This is a genomic window from Kaistia hirudinis (assembly GCF_014196455.1).
GTDB classification, from domain to species: domain Bacteria; phylum Pseudomonadota; class Alphaproteobacteria; order Rhizobiales; family Kaistiaceae; genus Kaistia; species Kaistia hirudinis.
In genome coordinates this window covers 113,165-137,647 of record NZ_JACIDS010000003.1, presented here as the reverse complement: position 1 = coordinate 137,647, position 24,483 = coordinate 113,165, and the positions used below count along the sequence as shown (strand labels likewise).

Genomic DNA, 24,483 nt, shown 5'->3' with positions numbered 1-24,483 from the left:
GGCGGCTTGTCAATCGCCGCTGTTGCGCTTTCCCGCCTTCAGAGTGGATAGCCGTTCTGGCGCGCGAGATCGAGCAACGAGACGGCTGGGCGGGGGCCGACATGGGTGATGACTTCGGCGGCGACGAGCGAGCCGAGCGCGGCGCAGCGCGTCAGCTCGAGGCCGCGGGCATGGCCGTAGAGGAAGCCGGAGGCATAGAGGTCGCCCGCGCCGGTCGTGTCGACGACGTGCTCGACCTCGGTCGCCGGCACCTGCTCGATGCCGTCCGGCGTCACCACGAAGGAGCCTTCGGAGCCAACCGTGACGGCGGCGAGGCGGCATTCGGAGCGCAGCGCCTCGAGCGCAGCGCCGAAGGAAGAGGTCTCGTAGAACGACTTGAGCTCGCCGTCATTGGCGAAGAGCAGGTCGATCGTGCCGTCGCGCAGCAGGCGGCCGAAATCGGCGCGGAAGCGATCGACGCAGAACGCGTCCGAGAGCGTCAGCGACACCTTGCGCCCGGCCTTGTGGGCGATCGACGCCGCCTTGTAGAAGGCGTCGCGCGCGCTCGGCGCATCCCAGAGGAAGCCTTCGAAATAGGTGATCTTGGTGTCGGCGACGAGCGCCTCGTCGATGTCCTCCGGCCCGAGCGCGTGGCAGGCGCCGAGATAGGTGTTCATCGTCCGCTCGCCGTCCGGCGTGATGAAGATCATCGAGCGCGCGGTCGGCAGCGTGCCGGCCGGGAGCGGCGCGACGTCGAAACGGGCGCCGATCGCGCGCATGTCGTGGCGATAGACGGCGCCGAGCTCGTCGTCGGCGACCTTGCCGACATAGGCGCAGGCGCCGCCGAGCGAGGCGATGCCGGCGATGGTGTTGCCGGCCGAGCCGCCCGAGGCCTCGATCGCCGGGCCCATCGCCTCGTAGAGCCGCTTCGATTCCGTCATGTCGACCAGCCGCATCGAACCCTTGTTCAGCTTCTGCTCGACGATGAAATCGTCTTCCGCACGCGCCAGGATATCGACGATCGCGTTGCCGATGCCGAGAACGTCGAGGCGGGCTTCAGTCATGGATGGATCCTGGAAATGGGGTCGAGGCGGGCCGGCTCTGCGGCTTGACGGGTCGGTCGCGGACTATACAGGCGGTGCTTTGCCGCGCAACAGCCGCGAAGCCCCGGCAACCCTTGCGCGGAAGGGACACGATGCCCAATTTGCGCGAGGCCGGCGGCCGGGCGCCGGCACGAGACCCGGCAGGAGACGATGCATGCTGCAGGCCGCCACCCTCGCGCTCAGCGAAATCCTGACGCCGCCCTTCCGCGCGGTGCTGTGGAAGTCGCTCGGGCTGACCCTGGCCCTGCTGGCGCTCGCCTGGCTCGGCCTGCAGGCGCTGGTGACGCATTTCGTCACCGTGCCGGATTATCCCTGGCTCGCCACCTCGGTCGCGATCGTCTCGGGCTTCGGCTTCATCGTCGGCCTCGGCTTCCTGGTGGCGCCGGTCTCCGCGCTGATGGCCGGGCTTTTCTCCGATGACATTTCCGCCCTCGTCGAGGCCAAGCATTATCCGCAGGATCCGCCGGGCCGCGGGCTGTCCTTCGGCGCCAGCCTCCTCGGCACGCTCGGCTTCACGGCGACGGTGATCGCGGTCAACATCGTCTGCCTCGCGCTGCTGCTCGTCCCCGGCGTCAATCTCGTCGCCTTCTTCATCGGCAATGGCTATCTGCTCGGGCGGGAGTTCTTCGAGGCGGCGGCGGCGCGCTTTCGCGGCGTCGAAGGCGCGCGGGCGCTGCGCCGGGAAAACAGCCTCACCGTGCTCCTCGCCGGCTTCGTGATCGCGCTGTTTCTGGCGATCCCGATCGTCAACCTGCTGACGCCGCTGTTCGCCACGGCGTTCATGACGCATCTCAACAAGCGCCTCACCGGCTCGCGCCCGGTGGACGTGGCGGCACCCTGAGGGCAGAGTGCCGCGATCCGCCTCCCGGACGGCCGGGAGGGCGCATCACCGGACCCGTCCATGCTGACCGACCTGCTGCTCGCCATCGTGCATCACCTGCTCGTCTTCATCCTGTTCGCGATCCTTGCGGTCGAGCTCGTCTGGATGAAGCGCGAGCTGACGCGCGAGGGCCTGCCCCGTCTCGCCCGGCTCGACATGATCTTCGGGATCGTCGCCGGCCTCGTGCTCGTCGCCGGCTTTGCGCGCGTCTTCTACGGCGCCAAGGGCTACGAGTATTATTTCGCGAGCCATTCGTTCTGGACGAAGATCGCCGCCTTCGTGGCGATCGCCCTCCTGTCGATCTATCCGACGCTCAAGATCATCGCCTGGAGCCGGCGCGCGAAGCGCGAGCCCCATTTCGTGCCGCCGGCGGCGGAGATCAGGCGCGCCCGCTTCGTCATGCATATCGAGGCGACGATCTTCCTTCTGATCCCGATCTTCGCCGCGGCCATGGCGCGCGGTTATTGAGGCTGGCGGGCCTCGATCTGGCGGCCCGCGGGACGACGCTCGGGAGAAGGCCGGACGACGGCCCCGGGGGGCCTATAGGGGACGTCGTCCGGTTTCGACAGTCTCCTGACGGAGCCTGCGAAGGGCCAACCGGCGGCCGGGTGTTTCCGGCGCCGGTGGTTGGTTTCGCGCCGCGCGGCGAGGCCGGGACGACCTGCCGGGCGGGGCGATCGACGCCTATTGCGCGCCGCCGCCCGCCGCCGTGACGGTCTCCATCACGCGGTTGAGGCTGAAGCTGCCCGGCTTCTGGCGCGGCGGGAATTCCTTGAAGGATTGCAGCCACTGGCCGACATAGGCCGCCGCCGGCGCGATCATGAACATGTGCTCCATGTACCAGCGCTGATAGCCCATGGCGTTCTCGTCCTCGGCGCGCTCGAAGGGGTCCATGCGCAGATTGGTCAGCAGCGGGGCGCGAAGCTCCTTGAACGGGTCCTGCCAGACGCGGAGGCCGACGGCGTCCTGCTCGAGGAAGGTCGCCTTCCAATCGCCGTAGCGCAGCGCCGCGACGGAGCCGTCATCGGTCCAGTAGATGAACTCCTTGCGCGGCCAGGTGCCCTCGCCCTTGAGCGCCGGGGCGAGATCATAGCCGTCAAGATGGACCTTGTAGGTCCGCTTGCCGATCGTGTCGCCCTTGAGCAGCTTCGCCTTCACGTCCGGCGCGCCGGCTGCCGCGAGCAGGGTCGGCAGCATGTCCTCATGCGCGCCGATCTCGTTGACCACCGTGCCGGGCTTCACGACGCCGGGCCAGCGGATCAGCGCCGGGACGCGGTAGCCGCCTTCCCAATTGGTGTTCTTCTCGCCGCGGAACATGGTCGTGCCGCCATCGGGCCAGGTGAAGGTCTCGGCGCCATTGTCGGTCGAGTACATGACGATCGTGTCGTCCTCGATGCCGAGCGTCTTCAATTCGTCCAGCAGCTCGCCGACCATGGCGTCGTGCTCGACCATGCCGTCGGCGTAGATGCCGAGCCCGGTCTTGCCCTGCGACCCCGGCTTCAGATGCGTGAAGACATGCATGCGGGTCGAGTTCCACCACACGAAGAACGGCTTGCCGTCCTCATGCGATTTCTTCATGAAGCCGATGGCCGCCTTGGTGACCTCCTCGTCGACCGTCTCCATGCGCGCGCGCGTCAGCGGACCGGTATCCTCGATCTTCTGCGTCCCGTCCGGCTGCGCCCAGGCATGGATCACGCCGCGCGGGCCGAACTTCGCCTTGAAGGCGGGGGCCTTGGGATAGTCGACGTTCTCCGGCTCTTCCTCGGCATTGAGGTGATAGAGATTGCCGAAGAACTCGTCGAAGCCATGCACCGTCGGCAGCATCTCGTCGCGGTCGCCGAGGTGGTTCTTGCCGAACTGGCCGGTGGCATAGCCGAGCGGCTTCAAGAGCGTCGCGATGGTCGGGTCCTCGGCGCGCATGCCCTCCGGCGTGCCGGGCAATCCGACCTTGGTCAGGCCGGTGCGGATCGGCGACTGGCCGGTGATGAAGGCGGCGCGGCCGGCGGTGCAGCTCTGCTGGCCGTACCAATCGGTGAAGAGCGCGCCTTCCTTCGCGACGCGGTCTATATTGGGCGTACGATAGCCCATCATGCCGTTGTTATAGGCGCTGATGTTGAAGCCGCCGATATCGTCGCCCCAGATGACGAGGATGTTCGGCTTCTTGACCGGCTCCGCGGCGTGCGCCGGCGCCCCGGCAAGCACCGCCACGCCGAGCGCGACGGCGACGGCCGTCCCTCTCCAATACCCCACCATAACGTCCTCCCTCTCGGTCCCGGCGCTTGTCAGGGCCGGTCTTACGATTATGATTTGCTATCGGAGTTCAGCCGTCAAATACCCGAAATGGTATCGTTTGATAGAGTCTTGTTATCGTGCATTCCGTTCGTCATCTTGAAATGTTATCGGCGCTCGCCGAGCATCGGCATTTCGGCCGTGCCGCCAGCGCGCTCGGCGTATCGCAGCCGGCGCTCACCCGCAGCCTGAAGCATCTGGAAGAAAATCTGGGCGTCACGCTGTTCGACCGCGAGGGCGTGACCCCGACGGTTTTCGGCCGCATCGTGCTGGAGCGCGGCGGCGCGATCATCGGCGGCTTCACCGACATGATCCGCGAAATCACGCTCGCCAAGGGGCTCGAGATCGGCGAGCTGCGCGTCGTCGCGGGACCCTATCCCTCGCAGATCTCCGGTCACCGCGCCATTGGCCGTCTCGCCGCGCGCCATCCGGGCCTCTCGGTGCGGCTGCACATCGTCAACTGGACAGCCGCGGCAGAGGCGGTGCTGTCCGGCGAGGCAGACATCGCGCTGGCGGAAGTGTCCGAGGCGGAACGCCATGGCGATCTCGCGGTGGAGCCGATTGCCGCCACGCCGATGCAGTTCTTCTGCGCGCCGGATCATCCGCTGGCCGGCGGGATGCCGACCATCGACCATCTCATCCTGTATCCCTGGGTGGGGCCTTCGGCGCCGGGCCGCATGAGCGGTGCCCTGCCGAAGACGGAGGGCGCCTTCGGCAGCTACGACAGGAACAGCGACCGCTTCCTGCCGCGGATCCTGGTGGAGACCTTCTCCGCCGCCCGCGATATCGTGCTCGCCGACAAGGCAGCGCTCGGCGTCGCTCCGCCTTTTCTCGTCGAGGCCGATATCGCCGCAGGCCGATGCGCGCTGCTGCCGACACTTCTGCCGTGGCTGCGCCTCAATTACGGCTTCATCACCCGGCGCGGCCGTTCCGCCTCGCCCGCGATGCTGGCCTTCATGGCGAGCGTGCGCGCGATCGAAGCGGAGACCGTCATGCGCTGAGGGGAACCTCAGCCGCCCTTGGCGAGGAACTTCTGGAACACAAAGCCGCGCTTGTCGCCGGCGACCACTTCGCACCAGCCCTTGCAGGCGACGATGGTGACGTTCTCGCCGGCCTTGAGCAGGCCGATGACGGGCGCGCCATTGTCGGGATTGCTGCGCAGCTTGACGCCGCTCGTGATGCGCGCGTCGCCGGTCTTCGGCGCGCCGGCCTTGAGCGCGGCGGGAGCCGGTTCGGGTTCGGCGAGCGCCAGCTTCTGCGGCGGCGCCTCGTTGGCGGGGAGCGCATCCTGAGTTGGGGGCGCATCCGCGACGGCCGGCGGCGGCGCGGCATCGGCGGCGGGCGGGGCGAAGAGCAGATCGCTCTTGGCGAGAGCCGCCGTGCCGGCATTCGCGGCGGCGCCGGTATCGCTTGCAGCCGCAACCAAGGCCGCATCGCGGGCGCCCGGATCGGCCGCGGCGCGCATGGGCGTTGCCTCGGCAGCGGGCGATGCGCGCTCCTCGGTCTTGGCGACGGCGGGGCTGGCGGTCGCCGTGTCGGACACGGGCGTGGCCGCGTTCCCGTCCGGCGCCGATGCGAGGCTGGCGACGCGTTCCGGGCCGGGATCGTCATGCGCGGTGACGGATTGCACGGTCACGAAGGCGCCGCCGCCGGCCAGCGCCACGAGCGTCGCGCCGACGATCAGGCTGCTCTGGACGCGCCGGCCGCGCTCGACCGAACGCTGCTCAGACCGGCTGCCGCGCGGCGCCGCATCGGCGGCCGTGGCGAGTGGGGCGGAAGGTCGGAGCGGCGGGCGCTCTTCTTCGGCGGTGGCTTCCTCGGGCTGTGACGGTTTGGGGACGGGCTGGCGGATGCTCGCCATCAGGCGCTGCAGCGCTTCGCCGTCGAGCGTCTCCTCGTCCTCCGGCTCGGCCGGCGTCTCGGCTCGGAACGGCGCGGGGCGGAGCTCGTCAGCGGGATCGTTCTGCATCATGGTCGCGACATGATCGAGATCGGCCATCAGTGCCGCCTCGAGCTCGCTGACAAGGTCCTCGATGTCGATCGTGCGGCCTGGTTCCGGCGGCGCGGCGGGCGGCTCTTCCGCGCTGGCCGGCCTTGCTGCGGCGAAGGGATTGCCGGCGTCGCCTCGCACCGATCGCTGCGGCTTGCCCAAGTATTCCGGCGTTTCATCGCGCTCTACGAACTTGACGGAGTGTTTCATGAGATTGCTCTCTACTTTGACTGAACCCGAATGCCCCGCCGCCGCCACTGTATTCGCGTGATGATCTCCGATTAATGATTTCGAAAGCACTGTAATATCGCGAAGGACGCGAAGTCACCCGATCGAGCAACCACGCCGCTCCGTTTCCGGAACGTGGGCGTTATGCACACGAAATGCGGCAAGACTTTGCCAACCATAGCCGTCAGGCCAAGTGGACGGGCACCGATAGACCCTATGCTTTTGAAATCTTTGGGCTCATCCGCGTCGCGGAATCAGCGTGCGGCGCGTGAAGAGATAGACCGGGACGCCCGAGATCAGCACGAGCAGCGCCGCGAAAGGCGCCGCCGCCGCATAGGCGCCGTCATTGGTGTGCGACCAGACCTCGGTCGCGAGCGTCGAAACGCCGGTGGGCGCGAGGATCAGCGTCGCGGTGAGCTCGCGCATCAGTTCGAGCGCCACGAGGGCGAGCGCCGCGCCGAGGCCGGGCGCCAAAGCGGGCAGCGTGACGCTGGCGAAGGCCTTGAGCGGGCCGCGCCCGAGCGTGCGGGCGACCTCCTCCAGTTCGCGCGGCACCAGTTCGGCGGAGGCGCGGATCGCCGACTGGGCGAGCGGCAGAAAGAGGATGGCATAGGCCGCGAACAGCACCCAGGCCGTCTGGTAGAGCGGCGGAAACAGGCGGATCGCGAAATAGACCAGAGCGAGCGCGACGACGAGGCCGGGCAGGCCGTGCACGACATAGGGCAGGCGGTCGGCGATCCGCGCGAAGATACCGCCGCTCTTCAGCGCCAGCAGGACGAGCGGCAGCGCGACGATCGTGGTGACCAGCGTGCCGGCGATGGCGAGCGAGATCGAGCCGCCGAGCGCCGGGCCGAGCGTGTCGAGCCCGCGCCCGGCCGAGAGACCGACCAGCAGCCAATAGCCGAGCCGGCCGAAGGGGATGCCGAGCGAGAGGATGGTGAGCGCAACGAGGCCGAGGATCGCCGGGAAGGCGTAGCGGCCGAGCGGCACGAGCGCGCGCTGGCGCGCCGTGTTGCGGCCGACCTTGGAAACGCGGTGGCCGTGGCGCAGGCGGATCTCGGCGAGCACGACGGGAAGGCAGAGCAGCATCAGCAGCGCCGAGAGCACCGCCGCCGTCGCATTGTCGAACTGCAGCTCATATTGCTGGAAGATCGCCGTCGTCAGCGTCTGCACACGCAGCAGCGCCAGCGCGCCGAATTCCGACAGCATATGCGCCGCGACCAGCAGCGCCCCGCCGCCGAGCGCCGGCAGCGCACGCGGCACGACGACCGCGAGGAAGGTGTAGCGCGGGCTGCGGCCAAGCGAGCGCGAGACCTCTTCCATCGCCGGATCCATCGAGCGGAGCGCCGCGGCGACCGGGAGATAGATCAGCGGGAAGCTCTCCAGCGTCAGGATCAGCACCGCGCCGGTGAGGCCCTGGAACTCGGACCCCATCGATTTCCACGCGAAGCTCGCGACGAAGGCCGGCATGGCGAGCGGCAGCGACAGCGCCACGCGCCAGATCGCGCGGCCGGGCAGGTCGCAGCGCTCCGTCAGCCAGGCGCCGGCAAAACCGATGATCGCCGACAGGACGGTGACCGAGACGGTGAGGACCGTGGTGTTCCAGAACAGCAGCGCCGTGCGCGGCCGCGCCAGTTCGGCGGCGATCGCGTACCAGCCGGCATTCCACGAGCGCAGCACGACATAGATGATCGGCAGCAGGATGAGGATCGTCGGGATCGCCGCGGCGAGGACGAGCAGGGACGACGGCCGCCCGCGGCGGCGCGTCGACGGCAGCCTGATGCGGCCGGCTCCTGCTTCGAGATCGCCGAGTGCGTCGCTCAAGCGAGGCCCGCCTCCCGGAGAAGGGTGAGCGCCTCCTCGGCGTCGCCGAGCTGGTCGGGCGTCACGGGGGCGGGATCGAGCTTGTCGAAGGGCGTCAGCGGGAAGGGCGAGACGATGCCGGGACGCAGCGGATATTCCGCGATCGCGTCGACGATCGCCTGCTGGCCTTCGGCACTGACCATGAAGGCGACAAAGCTCTGCGCCGCCTCGGCGTTCTTCGCGGATTTGAGCACGCCAGCGCCGGAGACGGTGACCAGCGTGCCCGGATCGCCGCGGCCGATATTGTAGATCGCCGAATTCATGTCGGCCGCGCCGATCTCGCGGGCGAGCGCGTACCAATAGTAATTGTTGCTGAGCGCGATCGGCAGATCGCCGCCCTCGACCGCCTCCACGGCGGCGGAATCGGAATTATAGGTCTCGCCGTAATCCCGCAGGCCCTTGAGCCAGGCGAGCGCGGTATCGCGCCCCTTCAGGATCGCGATCGCCATGATCTGCTGCTGGAACGCGCCGCTGTTCGGCGCGAAGGCGACCTTGCCCTTCCAGCTCTCGGCCGCGAAATCGAGCACAGAGGCGGGCAGCGCCGCCTCCTCGATCATCGACTTGTTATAGACGATGACGCGGCAGCGCGCCGTGGCGCCGATCCAGCTGCCGTCCTTCGCCGACCATTCCGCGCCCACCTGCTTCAGCGTGTCGGGAAGAAGCGGCGCCAGCAGGCCCTTTCTCGCGGTCGCGACCAGCGAGGGGCTTTCCTCCGACCAGAACACGTCGGCAGGCGAATTCGCGCCCTCTTCCACGATCTGGCTGGCGAGCTGGGCGCTGTTGCCGTGGCGGATTGCGACCTCGATGCCGGTCGCCTTGGTGAAGGCCGCGACGAGCGCCTCGACCGGCGGCCGGTGCTGGCCGTTGTAAAGCGCGATGCGCCCGCCCGCGGCGCGGGCAGGCCGGATCATGCCGGGCAGGAGAGCCAGTCCACCGGCACCGGAAAGCTGGATGAACCGGCGCCGCGTGACGTCATACATTGGAATAACTCTATGTCATTGCTGACGATTGTCGGGCGAACCAATCGATTCGTCCCCCTCCTGTCAATATAGGGTTGCGCCATCGGCGCTTTGAGGGAGCGCAAATCGTCGCGGGGGACACGGAAGGTGGCGGGGCGGAGGGGCGGTTAGCGCTGCCGTCCCTCGGAGCGGCGGATGGGGAAGAGCACTATCCCTCCACCCTCCCCCTTGCGGGGACGGCCGGGGTGGGGGTGGCAGGATGCGGCGGTCGCATCAAGGTGATCGCCGGCATCCGTCATCCAGCTCGCAGTCAACGCCGCCCACCCTCACACTGGCCCTCCCCGCAAGGGGGAGGGAGCGCGGTACGCCCTATGCCTCGGTGCTTGTTGCTCCGCTGCGCCCTCGATGAAGCCGCCATATCCGACCGACGCTCCCTTAACCCGCCCCTGGAGGGCGGGTCGAAAACGCGAGAGCGTTTTCGGGGCGGGGGCGCGATGGACGGGAGGGGTGCCTTCCTCGCCGGCCGTGCACTTTTCCACGGGGAGCAAGAACGCTTCGGCTGCCGCCGAAGCTACCCCCGCCCCGAAAGTGCTGCGCACTTTCGACCCGCCCTCCAGGGGCGGGTTGGATCCTTGGCCCCCGTCGACCGACGGCGACCACCGGCGCGCCCTCACGCCCTGATGCGCGTTCCGGCCGGGTCGTAGAGCGGGTCGAGATGGGCGGTCGCGGCGACGCGTTCGCCGGCGACTTCGAGCTCATAGGTTCCCGACAGCACGAAGTCGCGGTCGACGCCTTCCGCGCGGCGGACATAGCCATAGCCGATCGGCTTGCCGACCGTGTAGCCATAGCCGCCCGAGGCGAGCCAGCCGACGCGGACTCCGTTCCGATAGATCGTCTCGCGCCCGAGCAGGACGATATCCGGGTCCTCCGTCGTGAAGGCGGCGAGAAGGCGCGGCAGCGGCGCCGCGGCCTGTGCCTCGATCGCGGCGCGGCCGAGGAAGGGGATGTCCTTCTTCAGTTTCACGAACATGCCGAGCCCGGCGACGAGCGGCGAATGGTCGGGGCCGATCTCCGCGCCCCAGGCGCGATAGCCTTTTTCGAGCCGCAGCGATTCGATCGCGCGATAGCCGGCGAGCCGGAGGCCGAGCGGCCGGCCCGCCGCGATCAGCGAGTCATAGAGCGTCAGCGCGAATTCGCTCGGCACATGCAGCTCCCAGCCGAGTTCGCCGACATAGGTGACGCGGAGCGCGAGGACGGGGCAGCCGGCGACGGAAAGGCGGCGGGCGCGGCCGAACGGGAAGGCGGCGTTGGAGATATCGTCGCGCGTCAGCTTTTCGAGGATGTCGCGCGCCTTCGGCCCCATCAGAACGAGCACCGCGTTCTGCGACGTCACGTCGGTGAGGCGCGCATCGAGGCCCTCCGGGATGTTCGACGCGATCCAGTGGAAATCATGCGTCGCGAAGCCGGTGCCGGTCACGACGTAATAGCGGTCGGCGGCGAGGCGGGCGACGGTCAGGTCGGCCTCGATGCCGCCGCGCGCGTTCAGCATCTGCGTATAGACGAGATGGCCGACGGGCTTCGCCACGTCATTGGCGGCGATCCAGGAGAGCGCCTTCTCCGCGTCGGGGCCGGTGAGTTCGAACTTCGCGAAGGAGCTCTGGTCGAACAGCACGGCCGCCTCGCGCGCCGCGGCGTGCTCGCGGCCGATCGCGGCGAACCAGTTTTGCCTTCCATAGGTGTAGTGGTCCTCCGGCATTTCGCCGGCGGCGCGGTCCGCGAACCAGTTGGCGCGCTCGAAGCCGAGCTTCTCGCCGAAGCAGGCGCCCTCCGCCGTGAGGCGATCATAGAGCGGCGAGCGGCGCAGCGGCCGGCCGGTCTCGAACTCCTCGAATGGCCAGGCCATGGTGTAATGGCGCGCATAGGCCTCGAGCGTCCGGGTGCGGATCCAGGCGAGGTCGTGATGATTGCGGCCGAACCGGCGGATATCGACCGGCCAGAGGTCGAAGGGCGGCGCGCCTTTCGCCACCCATTCGGCGAGCGCCATGCCGGCGCCGCCGCCGGACGCGATGCCGAAGGCGTTGAAGCCGGCGCCGACGAAGATGTTCTTCACCTCGGGCGCCTCGCCGAGGATGAAATTGCCGTCCGGCGTGAAGCTCTCCGGCCCGTTGATGAACTGGCGCACGCCGACATCGCCGAGCCCCGGCACGCGGCCGAGCGCCTGCTCGAACAGCGGCTCGAAATGGTCGAGATCGTTCTCGAGCAGCTGGAACGCGAAATCAGCCGGCAAAGGATCGACGTCCCAAAGCTTCGGGTTCGGCTCATAGCCGCCCATGACCAGGCCGCCGACCTCCTCCTTCCAATAGGTGAGCCGATCGGGATCGCGCAGAGTCGGCAGGTCCGGCGTGACGCCCGGCACCTTCTCGGTGATGAGATACTGGTGCTGGACCGAGACGAGGGGGATGTTGACGCCGGCCATGCGGCCGATCTCGCGCGACCATTGGCCGGCGCAGATGGCGAGCTTGCCGCAGGCGACGGTGCCCTGGTCGGTCTCGACGGCCGTGACGCGGCCATCCTCGACGCGGATGCCGGTGACGCGCACGCCCTCGCGGATCGTGACGCCCTTCATCCGCGCGCCCTTGGCGAGCGCGGCGGCGATATCGGAGGGATTGGCCTGGCCGTCGGTCGGCAGGAAGGCCGCGCCGACGACGTCGTCGACCTGCATGATCGGCCACAGATCCTGCGCTTCCTTCGGCGAGAGCAGCTCCATGTCCAGCCCGAAGGAGCGCGCCGTGGTCGCCTGGCGCTTCACCTCGGTCCAGCGCTCGCCATTGCAGGCGAGGCGGAGGCCACCATTGCGCTTCCAGCCCGTCGCCTGCCCCGTCTCGGCTTCGAGGCGATCATAGAGCGCGACGGAATAGCCGAGCAGCTGCGTGATGTTGGCGGAGGTGCGCAATTGCCCGACGAGGCCGGCCGCATGCCAGGTCGAGCCGGAGGTGAGCTGGCCGCGCTCGAGCAGCAGCACCTCGCTCTCGCCCATCGCCGCGAGATGATAGGCGAGCGAGCAGCCGACAATGCCGCCGCCGATGACGACGATGCGGGCTTCCTGCGGAAGTTCGGTCATTTTGGGGGATGCCTCAGCGATCCAGCGCGTCGAAGGTGGCGAGCGCCGCCTCGAACCGACGGAGATTTTCCTGCGTATAGGCCGCATAGTCGAAGGCGAGCGGCGAATGGATCTCGGAGACCATGCTCCACATGCTCTCGCGGAGCAGCGAGGCCGCGGTCATGGCGGCCGCCTTGCGGCGGAGCTGATCGTCGACGGGCCGCTCGAAATAGAGCTCCAGCAGATGCTCGCCCTCGGCCGCCGAGAAGGAATTGTTCGAGGCAAGGCCGCCGAGATCGAAGAGCGGGGAATTGAAGCCCGCATAGTCCCAGTCGACCAGCCAGAGCCGCGTGCCGTCGTCGATGAAATTGGCGGCGAGGAGATCATTGTGGCCGAAGACGAGCTGGATCGGCCCGACCGCCGTCTCCAGCCGGTCGGCGGCGTCGAGCAGGCGCACCAGCATCGGCAGGTAATGGCTCTCGCCGTCTTCCAGCGTGTGGGTGTAGTCGCGGATGACCTGGAACGGCCAGAACATCGGCGCCGGACCGCGGAAGAAGCGGGGAATGTCGCGATGGGCGTGGCGGACGAGGCGCACGAGGCGATCGAGGTTGCGCGGATCGCGCACCGCCTCCGGCGTCAGCGTCGTGCCCTCGACGAAGTCCATGACCAGCGCGCCGGGCTCATGGTGGTAGACGATCGGCGAAATGCCGGCCGCCGCCGCGGCCTGGCTGGCGGCGAGCTCGATCGCGCGCACGATGCCATGCTCGGGAATGTCGCCGCCGACGCGCACGACATAGCGGCGCCCGTCGTCGCTGACGACGAAATTGGTGTTGGTGAGGCCGCCCGGCAGCGGCTCGGGGTCGACGGGACCGCTCCAGCAGCGCAGGCCGGCAGCGAATGCCTTCGGGTCGGGAGGCAGCATCATGGGCGGTCGATCCGGATCCTCGCAGCCGGAAATTTCCGCCGCGTCTCCAGTCAATCCGGTGTTTTGGGGGGATGCAAGGGGGATCGGAGAGGTCGGTGCGGAGAGGGGCTGCCCGGGGGTCTTCGGTTGATCCCCTCTCCGTCCGATTCCCGCTGGCTACGCAAAACCAGATGCCAGCTTGGCATCCTGTTTCGCAAGTCGCTTGCCAGGCGCAGACTGGCATTTGGCATCAAGATATCGGTGTTCGCAGCTCGCAAAACACCAGATCTCGTTATTCTTTACGGTTGATTCACGATCCCTGCATTGCAATCTGCAAGTCGCGTTGCAGACTGCGAGAGCTGGCCTGCGGGACCTGGCCTATTCGGCGGCGAGCCGCTCGGCCATGCCAGCCTCGGCGCGGGGCAGCGCCAGCCACAGATCGAGGAAGGCGTCGAGGAAGGCCAGGCTCTGCACGTCATAGAGCGCGCGGCCTTCGAGATGATGATGGCGCGGCTGCGCGCCCGGCAGGCCGAAGCGCTCGGCGCCGCGCGTCGTCCAGCGATGCATCATGGCGAGCGTCAGCTCGATGTGGAACTGGAAGGCGAAGGCCGAAGGGCCGTAGCGAAAGGCCTGGTTGGCGAAGAGATCGCCGGTGGCGAGATGTTCCGCGCCGGCCGGAAGGTCGAAGCCCTCGCTGTGCCATTGATAGACCATCTGCGGCCAGGTGCAGAGGCGGCTCCCCGCCTCCGTCGGACGGAGCGGGTAATAGCCGATCTCGACCAGGCCGTCGTCGCGCCGGGCGACCGGGGCGCCGAGATGGCGGGCGAGCATCTGCGCGCCGAGGCAGATCCCGAGCAGCGGCGCCTGCTCGGCAAGCGGCACGGACAGCCAGTCGATCTCGCTGCGCACATAATCGTCGCCATCATTGGCGCTCATCGGTCCGCCGAACACGACGGCGCCGGCATGATGGGCGAGCGTCGCGGGCAGCGGATCGCCGAAGCGCGGGCGGCGAATATCAAGCGGATGGCCCCGCGCCGCGAGCCGCTGACCCACGCGACCGGGGGTCGAGTGCTCCTGGTGAAGGACGATCAGGACGGGCGGCTTCATGGGATGGTGCGCGGGTGAGAAAACTGAACCGAATCGCTAACGCAAGATTCGGGCCGAAAGCGGGCGCCCGCGGACCCGCGGCCTAGGTGCCGTTCGTGATCTCGTTGCGGGCGGCGCGTTTCAGGCGGATGCGATCGCGGCTCGAAAGGCCCAGCAGATCGGCGACGCGCCAGATGACATTGTCCTCGAATTCGTGCAGTTCGCCGTCGCGATAGACGAGATCCCACATCATCGCGACGATCTGCTCGCGCTCCGCCTCGTCGAGGCGCTCTTTCAGCAGGCTGGTGAAGCGATAGAGATCGACCGCCTCGTTGTCGGCGATTTCCGCGTCGCGGACGAGCTCATGGGTCGCCTCGTCGTCGAGCCCATAGAGCGAGGCGAGCAGGTCGTGCATCCGCTCCCTCTCGCGTTCGTCCACCGTGCCGTCGATGGCGACCACGTGATAGAGCAGCGCCGCGGCGGCGAGACGATGATCATCCTCGCGAAACGGCTGCTTCGTGGCGTTGCCCGAGAAATCGGCAAGAAAGTTCCTGATCGCCTTGAGCATGTGGGGTCTCCGGAGGAACCGTCGAGGCGGCCAAGAGGGACGCGCGCCCGGCGGCGGCTGAAAAAACCGACCGCACAAAAAGAAACCGCCGGCGAAGGCCGGCGGTGTATCTAAACTTAAAGCGAATAACCTGATGCCAGAACTAAAATCTGTTCCGGCCCACAAATGTTCAGCACAACTAGGCGTACGACAACTGTGAGTACATTTCTAAGTGACGCCCGTCAGGGACGCTTGCGAATCCCCCGGACAGCCCAAAGATTAACGCCAGACGGGAATCGATGCAAGAGGGAAGGATTTGGAAACGAACCGGCACGGGGCGCCGGTTCGCATATCGGTGTTGGCGAGGGAATCAGCGACGCCGCGCCTGACCGCCGCGGAACGGAGGCCTGGCCGAGGGCGGCGCGGAGCTGTCGCCCTTGTGCCGGAAGACCAGCCGAGCACGATCGAGATCGTATGGCGTCATCTCGACCGTGACGCGGTCACCCGCCAGAGTCTTGATTCGGTTCTTCTTCATCCGGCCCGCCGTGTAGGCGACGACCACATGCCCGTTCTCGAGTTCCACACGAAACTTCGCGTCGGGCAGCACCTCGACGACGGTTCCCTCGAATTCGAGCGCTTCTTCCTTCGCCATGGGATTCCTCAGGAGACCTTCAGGTTCGTCGCGGAGGTCTTGCCGCGGCGATCCGTCTCGAGCTCGTAGGAGATCTTGGCGCCGTCACGCAGCGTCGAAAGACCAGCGCGCTCAACGGCGCTGATGTGAACGAACACGTCCTGTCCGCCCTGATCGGGCTGGATGAAACCGTAGCCCTTGGTCGCATTGAACCACTTAACCGTACCCGTCGCCATGGAAATCTCCTTCAGTCTGGCGGTAGAGAACTTTGCTAACGACGATCTCGTCGTCAAGCGGCGCGGCGGCGTTGTTGACCTCGCCACCGGTTTTTCTTGCTCTTTTGTTGCATCGGCTGGCCTTCCCGGGCCGAAAACTCGCCGCGAACCGCCTCCTTGGCGGGACGTTGCGTCGGAACGGGGGGCCTGAAATTCGTCGCGACTTCCGGGATCGGACGGCGAATCAGCCGTTCGATCGCCTTCAGGCGCGCAGTTTCGCCAGCGTCGAAGAGAGAGTAGGCCATGCCACTACGCCCGGCTCTGGCCGTCCGTCCAATACGATGGACATAGGCCTCCGGTTCGTCCGGCAGGTCGAAGTTTACGACATGGGTAACATCGGCCACGTCGATGCCGCGTGCCGCGATGTCTGTCGCTACGAGAACCCGAAGGGTCCCGTCCTTGAAGCCCTCGAGCGCCTTTTGACGGGCGCCCTGGGACTTGTTCCCATGCAGGGCGAGCGTTTCGACGCCCGCCTTCTGCAAATGCTGCGCGACGCGGTCGGCGCCGTGCTTGGTGCGCGTGAAGACGATCACGCGCTCCATCGCCGCGTCGGACAAGAGATCCACCAGGAAGTGGCGCTTGTCGCCGGCGGCGACGCGATAGAGCTTCTGCTCGATCTTCTCGACCGTGATGACCTCGGGGGTCACCTCGACGCGGATCGGATCCTTGAGCAGGCGGCGCGAGAGCTGGGCCACTTCCGTCGGCATGGTAGCCGAGAAGAGCAGCGTCTGCCGCTCGGTCGGAAGCAGCGCAACGATCTTCATCACGTCGCGGACGAAGCCCATGTCGAGCATGCGGTCGGCTTCGTCGAGGACGAGATGCGTCACGCTGTCGAGACGCACGGCCTTGGCCTGGACATGGTCCAGCAGGCGGCCGGGCGTGGCGACGAGGACGTCGACGCCCTTCTCGAGCGCGCGGATCTGCGGCTGATGGCCGACGCCGCCGAAGACGAGGGCATGGCGCACGCCGAGGAACTTCGCGAACTTGCGAAACTCCGCGTCGATCTGGATGGCGAGCTCACGCGTCGGGGCGAGAACGAGCGCACCGACGCTCTTGGGCGCGAGCCCCTCTGCGCGGCGCGAAAGAATCTGGAGAATCGGGAGGCCGAAAGCGGCCGTCTTGCCAGTTCCGGTCTGCGCGATGCCGAGCATGTCACGGCCTTCGAGCAGCGCCGGTATAGCCTGGCGCTGAATTGGCGTCGGCACGGTCATGCCGGCTGCGGCAAGAGCACGCAGCAGCGGTTCGGCGAGGGCCAAATCCGCGAAATTATGAGTCGAATTCAAGCAGAGAGCCTAGTTCCACAAGCGCCTGTCGGCAGCTCGTTTTCAAAAGTCGTGACCCACGCGCGAAGGAGTCAGAGGACGTTTCGTGTCCCACCTAATCCTGGCGGGGTCAAACCGCGGCCATTCTCCGCGGTGCAGCGCGATCACGATGATCGTCAGTGCACTATATGCCGCTTCCCGTGAGAGAAATCAAATGAAAACTCGGCCATGAAACAAGCGTGATCGGCGCGCGGGTCCAGATCGCCGCTCATGCCCAAATATTGTCCGACGGGACAATTGTACAGGCCTCAAATCTGTGCAGACTGCGCGTTCCGCGACAGTACCCGTGTCATGTCGACCGTTCCTCATCCCTATCGACCCTTTTCGGGGCGCAAGCGCCTGTCCGGCCGCATGGCCGGCATCGGGCTGATGCTGCTCGGCATCTTCCTGTTCTCGGCCAATGATGCGCTCGGCAAGTGGCTGGTCGACACCTATTCCGTCGGCGCCGTGCTGCTGTTCCGGTCGCTCGCGGCGCTGGTGCTGCTGCTGCCGATGATCTGGCGCGACCGCGGCTTTCGCGAACTGGTCCATCCGCCGCGGCCCGGCCTCCAATTGCTGCGCATCGTCTTCGCGACCACCGAGGTGGCGTTCTTCTACGCCTCGGTGCGCCATCTGCCGCTTGCCGATGTCATGACCTTCTATCTCGCGGCGCCGATCTTCGTCGCCGCCCTCTCGGCGAGCCTGCTCAAGGAGCGAATCGACGCACGGCGCTGGATCGCGATCTTCGTCGGCTTCGTCGGCGTCGTCATCGTGCTCAAGCCGTCGACGGCGAGCTTCTCCTGGCCGGCGTTGATCGCCATGACCGGCAGCTTCCTGTTTTCGCTGGTGATGATCATCACGCGGCAGCTGCGCGGCACACGCGACACCACGCTCGTCACCTATACGACGCTCGCCGCCTGTCTCGTCGGCGCGGCGCTGGTGCCCTTCGGCTGGCTGACGCCGACGCTCGCCGATTTCGGGCTGCTGTCGCTGCTCGGCGTGGTCGCCATGCTCGCGAGCCTTGCCGTGAATCGCTCGCTGAAGCTCGCCCCCGCCTCCGTGGTCGTTCCCTATCAATACACCATGCTGCTCTGGGCGATCGTGTTTGGCCTGATCTTCTTCGGCGACAAGCCGGACGCGCAGGTGCTGATCGGCGCGGCGATCGTCATGATCTCCGGCATTTATGTCCTGATCCGCGAGCATCGTCAGGCCGGGAGCGGCGAGACCCTCGCCGAAGAGGTCGGCTCGACGATGAATGCGCAGCCCTGAGCAATCCGATCAGCCGACGAAAACGGCATAGATGATCGCGAAGGCGACCACGACGCCGAGAATGCCGAAACCCAGGACATAGCGCAGGCGATGCGGCGCAACGGCCTGCCGCGCCTCGGTGGTGCTGAGGGCCTCGACCCGCTCGCCCGTCCTGCTGTCGATCCGTTCCGCCATGGCATGCTCCTCTGACCTGTCGAGGAGACAACGCCCGGCTGCGCCGATGGCTCCCTCAGCGCCGGCCGTCGTCCGGCCGATCGCGCTCGACGACGACATAGTCGGTCTCGATCGTGACGCCGCTGGCGTCAGCGCGATGGGGGTTAGCCGGCCGCTCGGACGCCTCCGAGGCGGCTGCGGCAGCCGCAGCGGCGGCGGCCGGATCGACCATGCCGGCGCGGCGGAACAGCGCGGCGATGATGCGGCGGCGGAAGAGATAGGCGACGACCGCGATCGGAACCAGGATCAGCAGCAGGCTCAACGACAGGACGAGCGCCACGCCGACGATGACGAGGCCGACCACGCCGGCTGCCGCAAGCCGCAGCTTGTCCATGAGGCCGGGCCGGCGCTGCGGTCCGGAGATGAAATAAGCGCGATACATCGTCATCCGTTCGATCCTTCTCTCCGCAGAGCGATGTGGCGATCCGCCGGCCCCGCCGCAAGGACCGGCCGCCTCGCGCGCATCCGAATCCGCCGATCCACCGATTTGCGACGCGCGGCGGTCGACAAACCGCCGCATGAGGGCCAAGTTTCCGCCGACTCTCACATCCTCGGACGGGAACAACGATGCGCAGGATCCTCGTCATCGGCATCGGCGCGGGCAATCCCGATTATGTGACCGTGCAGGCGATCGATGCAATGAACCGCGCCGATGTCTTCTTCCTGCCCGATAAAGGCAGCGAGAAGGCGGGGCTGCGTGCGCTGCGGCTCGAGATCCTCGAGCGCTTCGTCCGCAATCCGACGCCGCGGCTGGTCGATATCGCCGTGCCGAGCCGGGCGAAGAGCGAACGCTATCTCGACGATGTCGACGCCTGGCACGGCGCGCTCGCCGCCGCCTATCGCGCGGCGATCGAGGCCGCGCTCCCCGAGGGCGGTACGGGCGCCCTGCTCGTCTGGGGCGATCCGGCGCTCTATGACAGCATGATCCGCCTCGTCGAGCGGATCGAGGCGGGCGGCCTCGCGCTCGCCTGCGAGGTCATCCCCGGCATTTCCAGCGTGCAGGCGCTGGCCGCCGGTCATCGCATCGCGCTCAACCGTATCGGCGCGCCGGTATTGCTCACCACGGGCCGGCGCGTCGCCCAAGCGACGCCGGAGGAGGATTTCGTCGTCCTGCTCGACGGGGAGGAGACCTTCGCGCGGGCCGAACTCGCCGAGCACGAGGTCTGGTGGGGTGCCTATCTCGGCACGCCGGACGAGGTTCTCGTCACAGGCCGGGCCGGCGACGTGGCCGCGGAGATCAGCGCCTTGCGCAAGAGACTACGCGCCGCGAAGGGCTGGATCATGGACACCTATCTCGCCCGCCGCCACCGGCCTGACTAGCTTCCGGCCGGCTGCGATTTCGATCGGACTTGACGGCGCCCAAATAACGTGGGTAAATTTCCCACATCGCGAGCGAATCATGTATGGCTGCGTTTTTGGCCGATCCGCTCCGGAAACCAGACCCGTCGGTAGCCCCACCGGCGCGGTTTGGAGCGGGCGCCCTGGGTCGTCTGATCCAGAAGGCACAGGGCGCCCGCTTCGCTTGCCGTTCCGTCGGCCTCAGTCGCGCACCTCGACCACCGCCTCGATCTCGACCGTCATGCCGCCGGGCAGCGAGCCCATGCCGACCGACGAGCGCGCATGGCGACCCTTCTCGCCGAACACCTCGACGAAGAGATCCGAGCAGCCATTGATTACCGCCGGCATGTCGCCGAAATCCGGCGTGCAGTTGACCATGCCGAGCACCTTGCCGATACGCACGACGCGGTCGAGATCGCCGAGCGCCAGCTTCATCGCGCCGATCAGATAGAGCCCTGTCAGCCGCGCGTGCCGGTAGCCTTCCTCGATGCTGATCTCGCGGCCAAGCTTGCCCTTGGCATTCTCGCCGGTCTCCAGCAGCGGCCCCTGGCCGCAGAGAAAGAGCAGATTGCCCATCTGCACGGCCGGCAGATAGGTGCCGACGGGCTGCGGGACGGTTGGCAGGACGATGCCGAGCTCGGCAAGGCGCTGTTCGATGAGCATGCGGATTTTCCATTGGACAGGGCGACGCGACAAGATTGCCCGCGATCGCGACGCGGGGCCAGAGGCGAGCTCAAGCCACGACCGTCTTCCCCTCCCAGCGGCAGATGTCGTTGACGATGCAGGCCGCGCAGTCGGGCTTGCGTGCCTTGCAGACATAGCGACCGTGCAGGATCAGCCAGTGATGCGCGTGCAGGCGGTAGTGCTTCGGCACGACCTTCTCGAGGCCGGCCTCCACCGCTTCCACCGTCTTGCCGGGCGCGAGGCCGGTGCGGTTCGAGACGCGGAAGATGTGGGTGTCGACAGCGATGGTCGGCTGGCCGAAGGCGATGTTGAGCACGACATTCGCCGTCTTGCGCCCGACGCCCGGCAGCGCCTCCAGCGCCTCGCGATCCGCCGGCACTTCGCCGCCATGGCGGACGATCAGCAGCTGCGACAGCGCATAGACGTTCTTCGCCTTGTTACGGAAGAGGCCGATCGTCTTGATGAAATCGCGGATCCGATCCTCGCCGAGCGCCACCATCTTTTCCGGCGTGTCGGCGATCGCGAACAGCGGCCGCGTCGCCTTGTTGACGCCGGCATCGGTCGCCTGCGCCGACAGCACGACGGCGACCAGCAGCGTGAACGGATTGACGCTTTCGAGCTCGCCTTTCGGCTCCGGTTCGCGGGCCTCGAAGCGGGCGAAAAATGTCTCGATCTCGGCCTTCGAAAGCCGGCTCGCGCGGGACCGTGCGGTCTTCGGCGGCGGGACGGCGGCGCGCGATCGAGGCTGTGCTTTCGACATTTGCGATCTATACTTTGGCCTCATGACCGACCGCAATCCGGAGGCGCCGCCGGAGGTGCTGTTCTCCGCGGTGCTCAAGCCCTATCGCTCGCTCTCGCCGCGCGGCTTTGCGCTGCTCCTGATGTTCGTCGCCGCGACCTGCTTCGCCGGCGGGCTCCTGTTCTGGTCGCAGGGCTACTGGCCGATCACCGCCTTCTTCGGCCTCGACATCCTCGCGGTGCAGTTCGCCTTCCGCATGAACTATCGCTCCGGCCGCGCCATGGAGATCGTCGAGATCACGCCGGACACGCTGACCGTGCGCCGCATCGCGCCCGACGGGAAGCAGCAGGATTTCGCCTTCAATCCCTATTGGGCGCGCTTCGAGGTCGACCGCCATCCCGAATGGGGCGTCACGCGCATGGCGCTGACCTCGCATGGCAGGCAGCTGCCGATCGGCACCTTCCTCGGGCCGGATGATCGCGACAGCTTCGCCAAGGCGTTCCAGGACGCGCTCGCCCGCGCCCGCGCCATGCCGGATCACGGCTAAGCGCCGCCGCCGTCACAGGAGACGAACGGCGAGCGTCGCGACCAGCACGTTCATCAGCCCGACCAGGACCATGACGAGGCCGGCGACCGCGCCCTCGGTCTCGCCGATCTGGCTGGCGCGGGCCGTGCCGGCGCCATGCGCGCCGATGCCGAACAGCGCCCCCCGGGCCATGGCCGAAGCGATCGGCAGCCGCGCGAGGATCAGATCGCCCAGCACCGCCCCGGCGACGCCCGTGATGATCACGAAGATCGCCGTCAGATCCGGCAGCCCGCCAATATCGCCGGAGACGGCCAGCGCGAAGGGCGTGCTGATCGAGCGCGGCAACAGGCTGAGGCGCATCGCCCCGTCGATCCCGACCAGCGTCGCGAGGCCCCAGCTCGTCGCGATCGCCGTGAAGCTGCCGACGATCATGCCGACGAGCAGGACCGGCCAATGCCGGCGGATCAGCGCGCGCTGCTCATAGATCGGGAGGGCGAAGGCGACCGTCGCCGGGCCGAGCAGCAGCGCAAGCCATCCCGTGCCATCGATATAGTCGCGATAGCTCGCATGGAGGCCCAGCAGCAGCGCGCCGAGCAGCACGGGCGTCACGAGCAGCGGCATCAGCCACCAGCGCGGCCAGCGGCGATAGATGCGCTTGGCGCCGGCATAGAGCGCGATCGTCGCGACCGACCAGGCCAGCGCATGGGCGGCGGGCTCAGCGAGAAGCAATGGCATCGCGGACATGGGCCGCCCTCCAGCGGAAGCAGCGATCGACGGCGAGCGCCGTTGCGATCATCACGGCGGCCGTGCTCGCCAGGATCACGAACAGGATCTTGAGCCCCGTGAACCCCAGCAATTCGCGGTGGTCGACGACGGCGAGCGCCACCGGAATGAAGAAAAGCAGCATATCGGCGAGCAGCCATTCCGCGCCGCGACGGACGCTGCCGGTCTCGAGCCGGTGCGTGGCGAGCAGCACGAGCATCAGCGCCAGCCCGATCACGCCGCCGGGCAGCGGAATGCCGAGAACACGCACCAGCGTCTCGCCGGCGAGCCAGAAGCCGACGACGAGCGCGGCTTGGAGCAGGCGGCTCTTGCCAAGCAGCGCGGACAGGGAGCGGGAGAGGCGCATCGCGGGAAACCTTTCGACCCCCGCAATCTAGGGCGCGGTGCAGCATGATGATAATGAATTGATTGCATGCTCATCATGCCATTATGGAATGGTCATGGAATTCCGTCCGCTCCGCGCCTTTGTCGAGGTGGTCCGCCAGGGAGGCTTCTCCCAGGCGGCGAAGACGCTGTTCGCCACGCAGCCGACCGTCAGCAAGGCGGTGAAACAGCTGGAGGAGGAGATCGGCCTGCCGCTGCTCGACCGCATCGGCCATCGCGCGACGCTCACCGCGGCGGGGGAGGTGGTTTATCGGCGCGGAGTCAAGCTGCTCGCCGAGCGCGACGATTTGCTGGCCGAACTCGCCGAGATCCGCGGGCTGAAACGCGGCGTGCTGCGGCTCGGCCTGCCGCCGGTCGGCAGTTCCGTGCTGTTCGCGCCGCTCTTCGCGCTCTATGCCCGGCGCTATCCGGGCATCGAGGTGCGCCTCGTCGAACATGGCTCCGACCAACTCGAGGAGAGCCTTCGCGCCGGCGACATCGATTTCGCCGGCATGCTGGTCCCCACCGCCGAGGAATTCGACTATGCGGTCATGCGGCACGAGCCGCTGGTCGCGCTGCTGCCGGCCGCCCATCCCCTAGCTGGGCGAGAGAGCATTTCACTCGCGGCGCTTCGCGATACGCCGTTCATCTCGTTCGAGGCCGGCTTCAGCCTGCACCGGATCATCCTCGAGGCGAGCCGCCGCGCCGGCTTCGAGCCGGACATCGTCGCGCGGACGAGCCAGATCGATTTCATGGTGGAACTGGTCGGCGCCGGCCTCGGCGCCGCCTTCCTGCCGCGCATCGTCGCCGAACAGCGCCGCAACCCGGCGCTCCGCCTCGTGCCGCTCGACGAGCCGGGCACCGAATGGATCATGACCATGGCCTGGCGCCGCGGCGCCTATCTCTCCGCGGCAGCCCAGGCCTGGCTGGCGCTGGTCAAGGAGACGCGGGGCGCGTGAGGGGCCAGCATCCGGAAGGATGCGGGAATGGCGGTCACGCGCGATTTGCCCTTTCACCTCTCCCTGAGGGAGAGGTCGGCGCGTAGCGCCGGGAGAGGGTTTACGGCCTCTCCGGAGAGTTCCCTAAACCCTCTCCCGCCGGCCTGCGGCCGTCGACGAAACGCCCGGCCTCCACCCTCCCCCTTGCGGGGAGGGCCGGGGTGGGGGTCGCGGGATGGAACCGTCGCGGCAAGAAGTAGCGCCGGCGTCCGTCATCGACGTCACGGCGAGCGCCGACGACCCCCACCCTGACCCTCCCCGCAAGGGGGAGGGAATCCGCTCCTCCCTATGCCTTGGCGTGGCGGCGGATTGCTGGCGCAGTGGTCGCAAGAGTGAGGTCCGTCCAAATACCTAGGTACACTTCGGCGGTTGCCGAAGTTCACACCCGCCGAAGGCCTTTCGGCCCCGCAAGGAAAGCTTGGGACGCTGGATTGG

At 67.6% G+C, this 24,483-nt stretch carries 25 protein-coding genes; 7 read left to right on the top strand and 18 right to left on the bottom strand.

Annotated elements, in window-relative coordinates:
- Positions 1-38: 38 nt before the first annotated feature.
- The gene (locus GGR25_RS10725) at positions 39-1,043 is read right to left on the bottom strand and encodes an adenosine kinase (RefSeq protein WP_183398792.1); all 1,005 of its coding nucleotides are present in this window, start codon (positions 1,041-1,043) and stop codon (positions 39-41) included.
- Between the two features lie 193 nt (positions 1,044-1,236).
- Here GGR25_RS10725 and GGR25_RS10720 point away from each other — a divergent pair, with 193 nt between their 5' ends.
- Positions 1,237-1,923 (top strand): sulfate transporter family protein, encoded by a 687-nt coding sequence (locus GGR25_RS10720; protein WP_183398791.1) that lies wholly within the window; start codon positions 1,237-1,239, stop codon positions 1,921-1,923.
- A 60-nt stretch (positions 1,924-1,983) separates the two neighbouring features.
- Entirely contained in the window at positions 1,984-2,430 is a 447-nt protein-coding gene (locus tag GGR25_RS10715; RefSeq protein WP_183398790.1) for a DUF2214 family protein, read from the top strand.
- A gap of 216 nt (positions 2,431-2,646) precedes the next feature.
- On the opposite strand, the gene GGR25_RS10710 is transcribed toward GGR25_RS10715, so the two are convergent.
- Positions 2,647-4,215: an arylsulfatase gene (locus GGR25_RS10710; RefSeq protein ID WP_183398789.1), complete on the bottom strand. Its 1,569-nt coding sequence runs from the start codon at positions 4,213-4,215 to the stop codon at positions 2,647-2,649.
- A 140-nt stretch (positions 4,216-4,355) separates the two neighbouring features.
- Between GGR25_RS10710 and GGR25_RS10705 the strand changes: the two genes are divergently transcribed.
- Positions 4,356-5,252, top strand: coding sequence for a LysR family transcriptional regulator (locus GGR25_RS10705; protein ID WP_183398788.1), 897 nt, complete (start codon positions 4,356-4,358; stop codon positions 5,250-5,252).
- Positions 5,253-5,260: 8 nt separating this feature from the next.
- Here the strand turns inward: GGR25_RS10705 and GGR25_RS10700 are convergent, their stop codons facing one another.
- From GGR25_RS10700 to GGR25_RS10655, 10 genes are all read right to left on the bottom strand, one after another.
- Positions 5,261-6,451, bottom strand: coding sequence for an SH3 domain-containing protein (locus GGR25_RS10700; protein WP_183398787.1), 1,191 nt, complete (start codon positions 6,449-6,451; stop codon positions 5,261-5,263).
- Between the two features lie 255 nt (positions 6,452-6,706).
- Entirely contained in the window at positions 6,707-8,293 is a 1,587-nt protein-coding gene (locus tag GGR25_RS10695) for an ABC transporter permease (protein ID WP_183398786.1), read from the bottom strand.
- Positions 8,290-9,312: an extracellular solute-binding protein gene (locus GGR25_RS10690; RefSeq protein WP_183398785.1), complete on the bottom strand. Its 1,023-nt coding sequence runs from the start codon at positions 9,310-9,312 to the stop codon at positions 8,290-8,292. The genes GGR25_RS10695 and GGR25_RS10690 overlap by 4 nt, the downstream gene beginning before the upstream one ends.
- A 649-nt stretch (positions 9,313-9,961) precedes the next feature.
- Positions 9,962-12,412 carry a GcvT family protein gene (locus GGR25_RS10685; protein WP_183398784.1) on the bottom strand — a complete coding sequence of 817 codons (2,451 nt, stop codon included), beginning with the start codon at positions 12,410-12,412 and terminating at the stop codon, positions 9,962-9,964.
- A gap of 13 nt (positions 12,413-12,425) precedes the next feature.
- Positions 12,426-13,310: a choline/ethanolamine kinase family protein gene (locus GGR25_RS10680; RefSeq protein WP_183399544.1), complete on the bottom strand. Its 885-nt coding sequence runs from the start codon at positions 13,308-13,310 to the stop codon at positions 12,426-12,428.
- 363 nt (positions 13,311-13,673) lie between these two features.
- Positions 13,674-14,402 (bottom strand): glutamine amidotransferase, encoded by a 729-nt coding sequence (locus tag GGR25_RS10675; RefSeq protein WP_183398783.1) that lies wholly within the window; start codon positions 14,400-14,402, stop codon positions 13,674-13,676.
- Between the two features lie 82 nt (positions 14,403-14,484).
- On the bottom strand, positions 14,485-14,949 hold the full coding sequence (locus tag GGR25_RS10670; protein ID WP_183398782.1) for a tellurite resistance TerB family protein: 465 nt from the start codon (positions 14,947-14,949) through the stop codon (positions 14,485-14,487).
- 349 nt (positions 14,950-15,298) lie between these two features.
- Complete coding sequence (gene infA, locus GGR25_RS10665) at positions 15,299-15,580, bottom strand: translation initiation factor IF-1 (RefSeq protein WP_183398781.1); 282 nt, start codon at positions 15,578-15,580, stop codon at positions 15,299-15,301.
- 8 nt (positions 15,581-15,588) lie between these two features.
- A complete protein-coding gene (locus tag GGR25_RS10660) occupies positions 15,589-15,795 on the bottom strand; it encodes a cold-shock protein (RefSeq protein ID WP_073053266.1) in 207 nt (68 codons plus the stop codon).
- 53 nt (positions 15,796-15,848) lie between these two features.
- Positions 15,849-16,985, bottom strand: a complete 1,137-nt coding sequence (locus GGR25_RS10655; protein WP_246409690.1) for a DEAD/DEAH box helicase — start codon at positions 16,983-16,985, stop codon at positions 15,849-15,851.
- Between the two features lie 462 nt (positions 16,986-17,447).
- On the opposite strand from GGR25_RS10655, the gene GGR25_RS10650 reads away from it, so the two are divergent.
- Positions 17,448-18,404: a DMT family transporter gene (locus GGR25_RS10650; protein WP_246409553.1), complete on the top strand. Its 957-nt coding sequence runs from the start codon at positions 17,448-17,450 to the stop codon at positions 18,402-18,404.
- Between the two features lie 9 nt (positions 18,405-18,413).
- Here GGR25_RS10650 and GGR25_RS10645 read toward each other — a convergent pair whose 3' ends face one another.
- Positions 18,414-18,578 carry a hypothetical protein gene (locus GGR25_RS10645; protein WP_183398780.1) on the bottom strand — a complete coding sequence of 55 codons (165 nt, stop codon included), beginning with the start codon at positions 18,576-18,578 and terminating at the stop codon, positions 18,414-18,416.
- A gap of 55 nt (positions 18,579-18,633) precedes the next feature.
- Positions 18,634-19,005, bottom strand: a complete 372-nt coding sequence (locus GGR25_RS10640) for a hypothetical protein (protein ID WP_183398779.1) — start codon at positions 19,003-19,005, stop codon at positions 18,634-18,636.
- Positions 19,006-19,184: 179 nt separating this feature from the next.
- Here GGR25_RS10640 and cobF point away from each other — a divergent pair, with 179 nt between their 5' ends.
- Entirely contained in the window at positions 19,185-19,937 is a 753-nt protein-coding gene (cobF, locus tag GGR25_RS10635; protein ID WP_183398778.1) for a precorrin-6A synthase (deacetylating), read from the top strand.
- Positions 19,938-20,156: 219 nt separating this feature from the next.
- Here cobF and GGR25_RS10630 read toward each other — a convergent pair whose 3' ends face one another.
- Positions 20,157-20,618 (bottom strand): RidA family protein, encoded by a 462-nt coding sequence (locus tag GGR25_RS10630; RefSeq protein ID WP_183398777.1) that lies wholly within the window; start codon positions 20,616-20,618, stop codon positions 20,157-20,159.
- A 70-nt stretch (positions 20,619-20,688) separates the two neighbouring features.
- A complete protein-coding gene (nth, locus tag GGR25_RS10625; protein ID WP_183398776.1) occupies positions 20,689-21,399 on the bottom strand; it encodes an endonuclease III in 711 nt (236 codons plus the stop codon).
- A gap of 22 nt (positions 21,400-21,421) precedes the next feature.
- Here nth and GGR25_RS10620 point away from each other — a divergent pair, with 22 nt between their 5' ends.
- Complete coding sequence (locus tag GGR25_RS10620; RefSeq protein ID WP_183398775.1) at positions 21,422-21,925, top strand: DUF2244 domain-containing protein; 504 nt, start codon at positions 21,422-21,424, stop codon at positions 21,923-21,925.
- A gap of 12 nt (positions 21,926-21,937) precedes the next feature.
- Here GGR25_RS10620 and GGR25_RS10615 read toward each other — a convergent pair whose 3' ends face one another.
- Positions 21,938-22,639 (bottom strand): LrgB family protein, encoded by a 702-nt coding sequence (locus tag GGR25_RS10615; RefSeq protein ID WP_183399541.1) that lies wholly within the window; start codon positions 22,637-22,639, stop codon positions 21,938-21,940.
- Complete coding sequence (locus GGR25_RS10610; RefSeq protein WP_183398774.1) at positions 22,620-23,033, bottom strand: CidA/LrgA family protein; 414 nt, start codon at positions 23,031-23,033, stop codon at positions 22,620-22,622. Before GGR25_RS10610 ends, GGR25_RS10615 begins: the two co-directional genes overlap by 20 nt.
- Before the next feature lie 94 nt (positions 23,034-23,127).
- On the opposite strand from GGR25_RS10610, the gene GGR25_RS10605 reads away from it, so the two are divergent.
- Positions 23,128-24,009, top strand: coding sequence for a LysR family transcriptional regulator (locus GGR25_RS10605; RefSeq protein ID WP_183398773.1), 882 nt, complete (start codon positions 23,128-23,130; stop codon positions 24,007-24,009).
- The last annotated feature ends 474 nt before the right edge of the window (positions 24,010-24,483 follow it).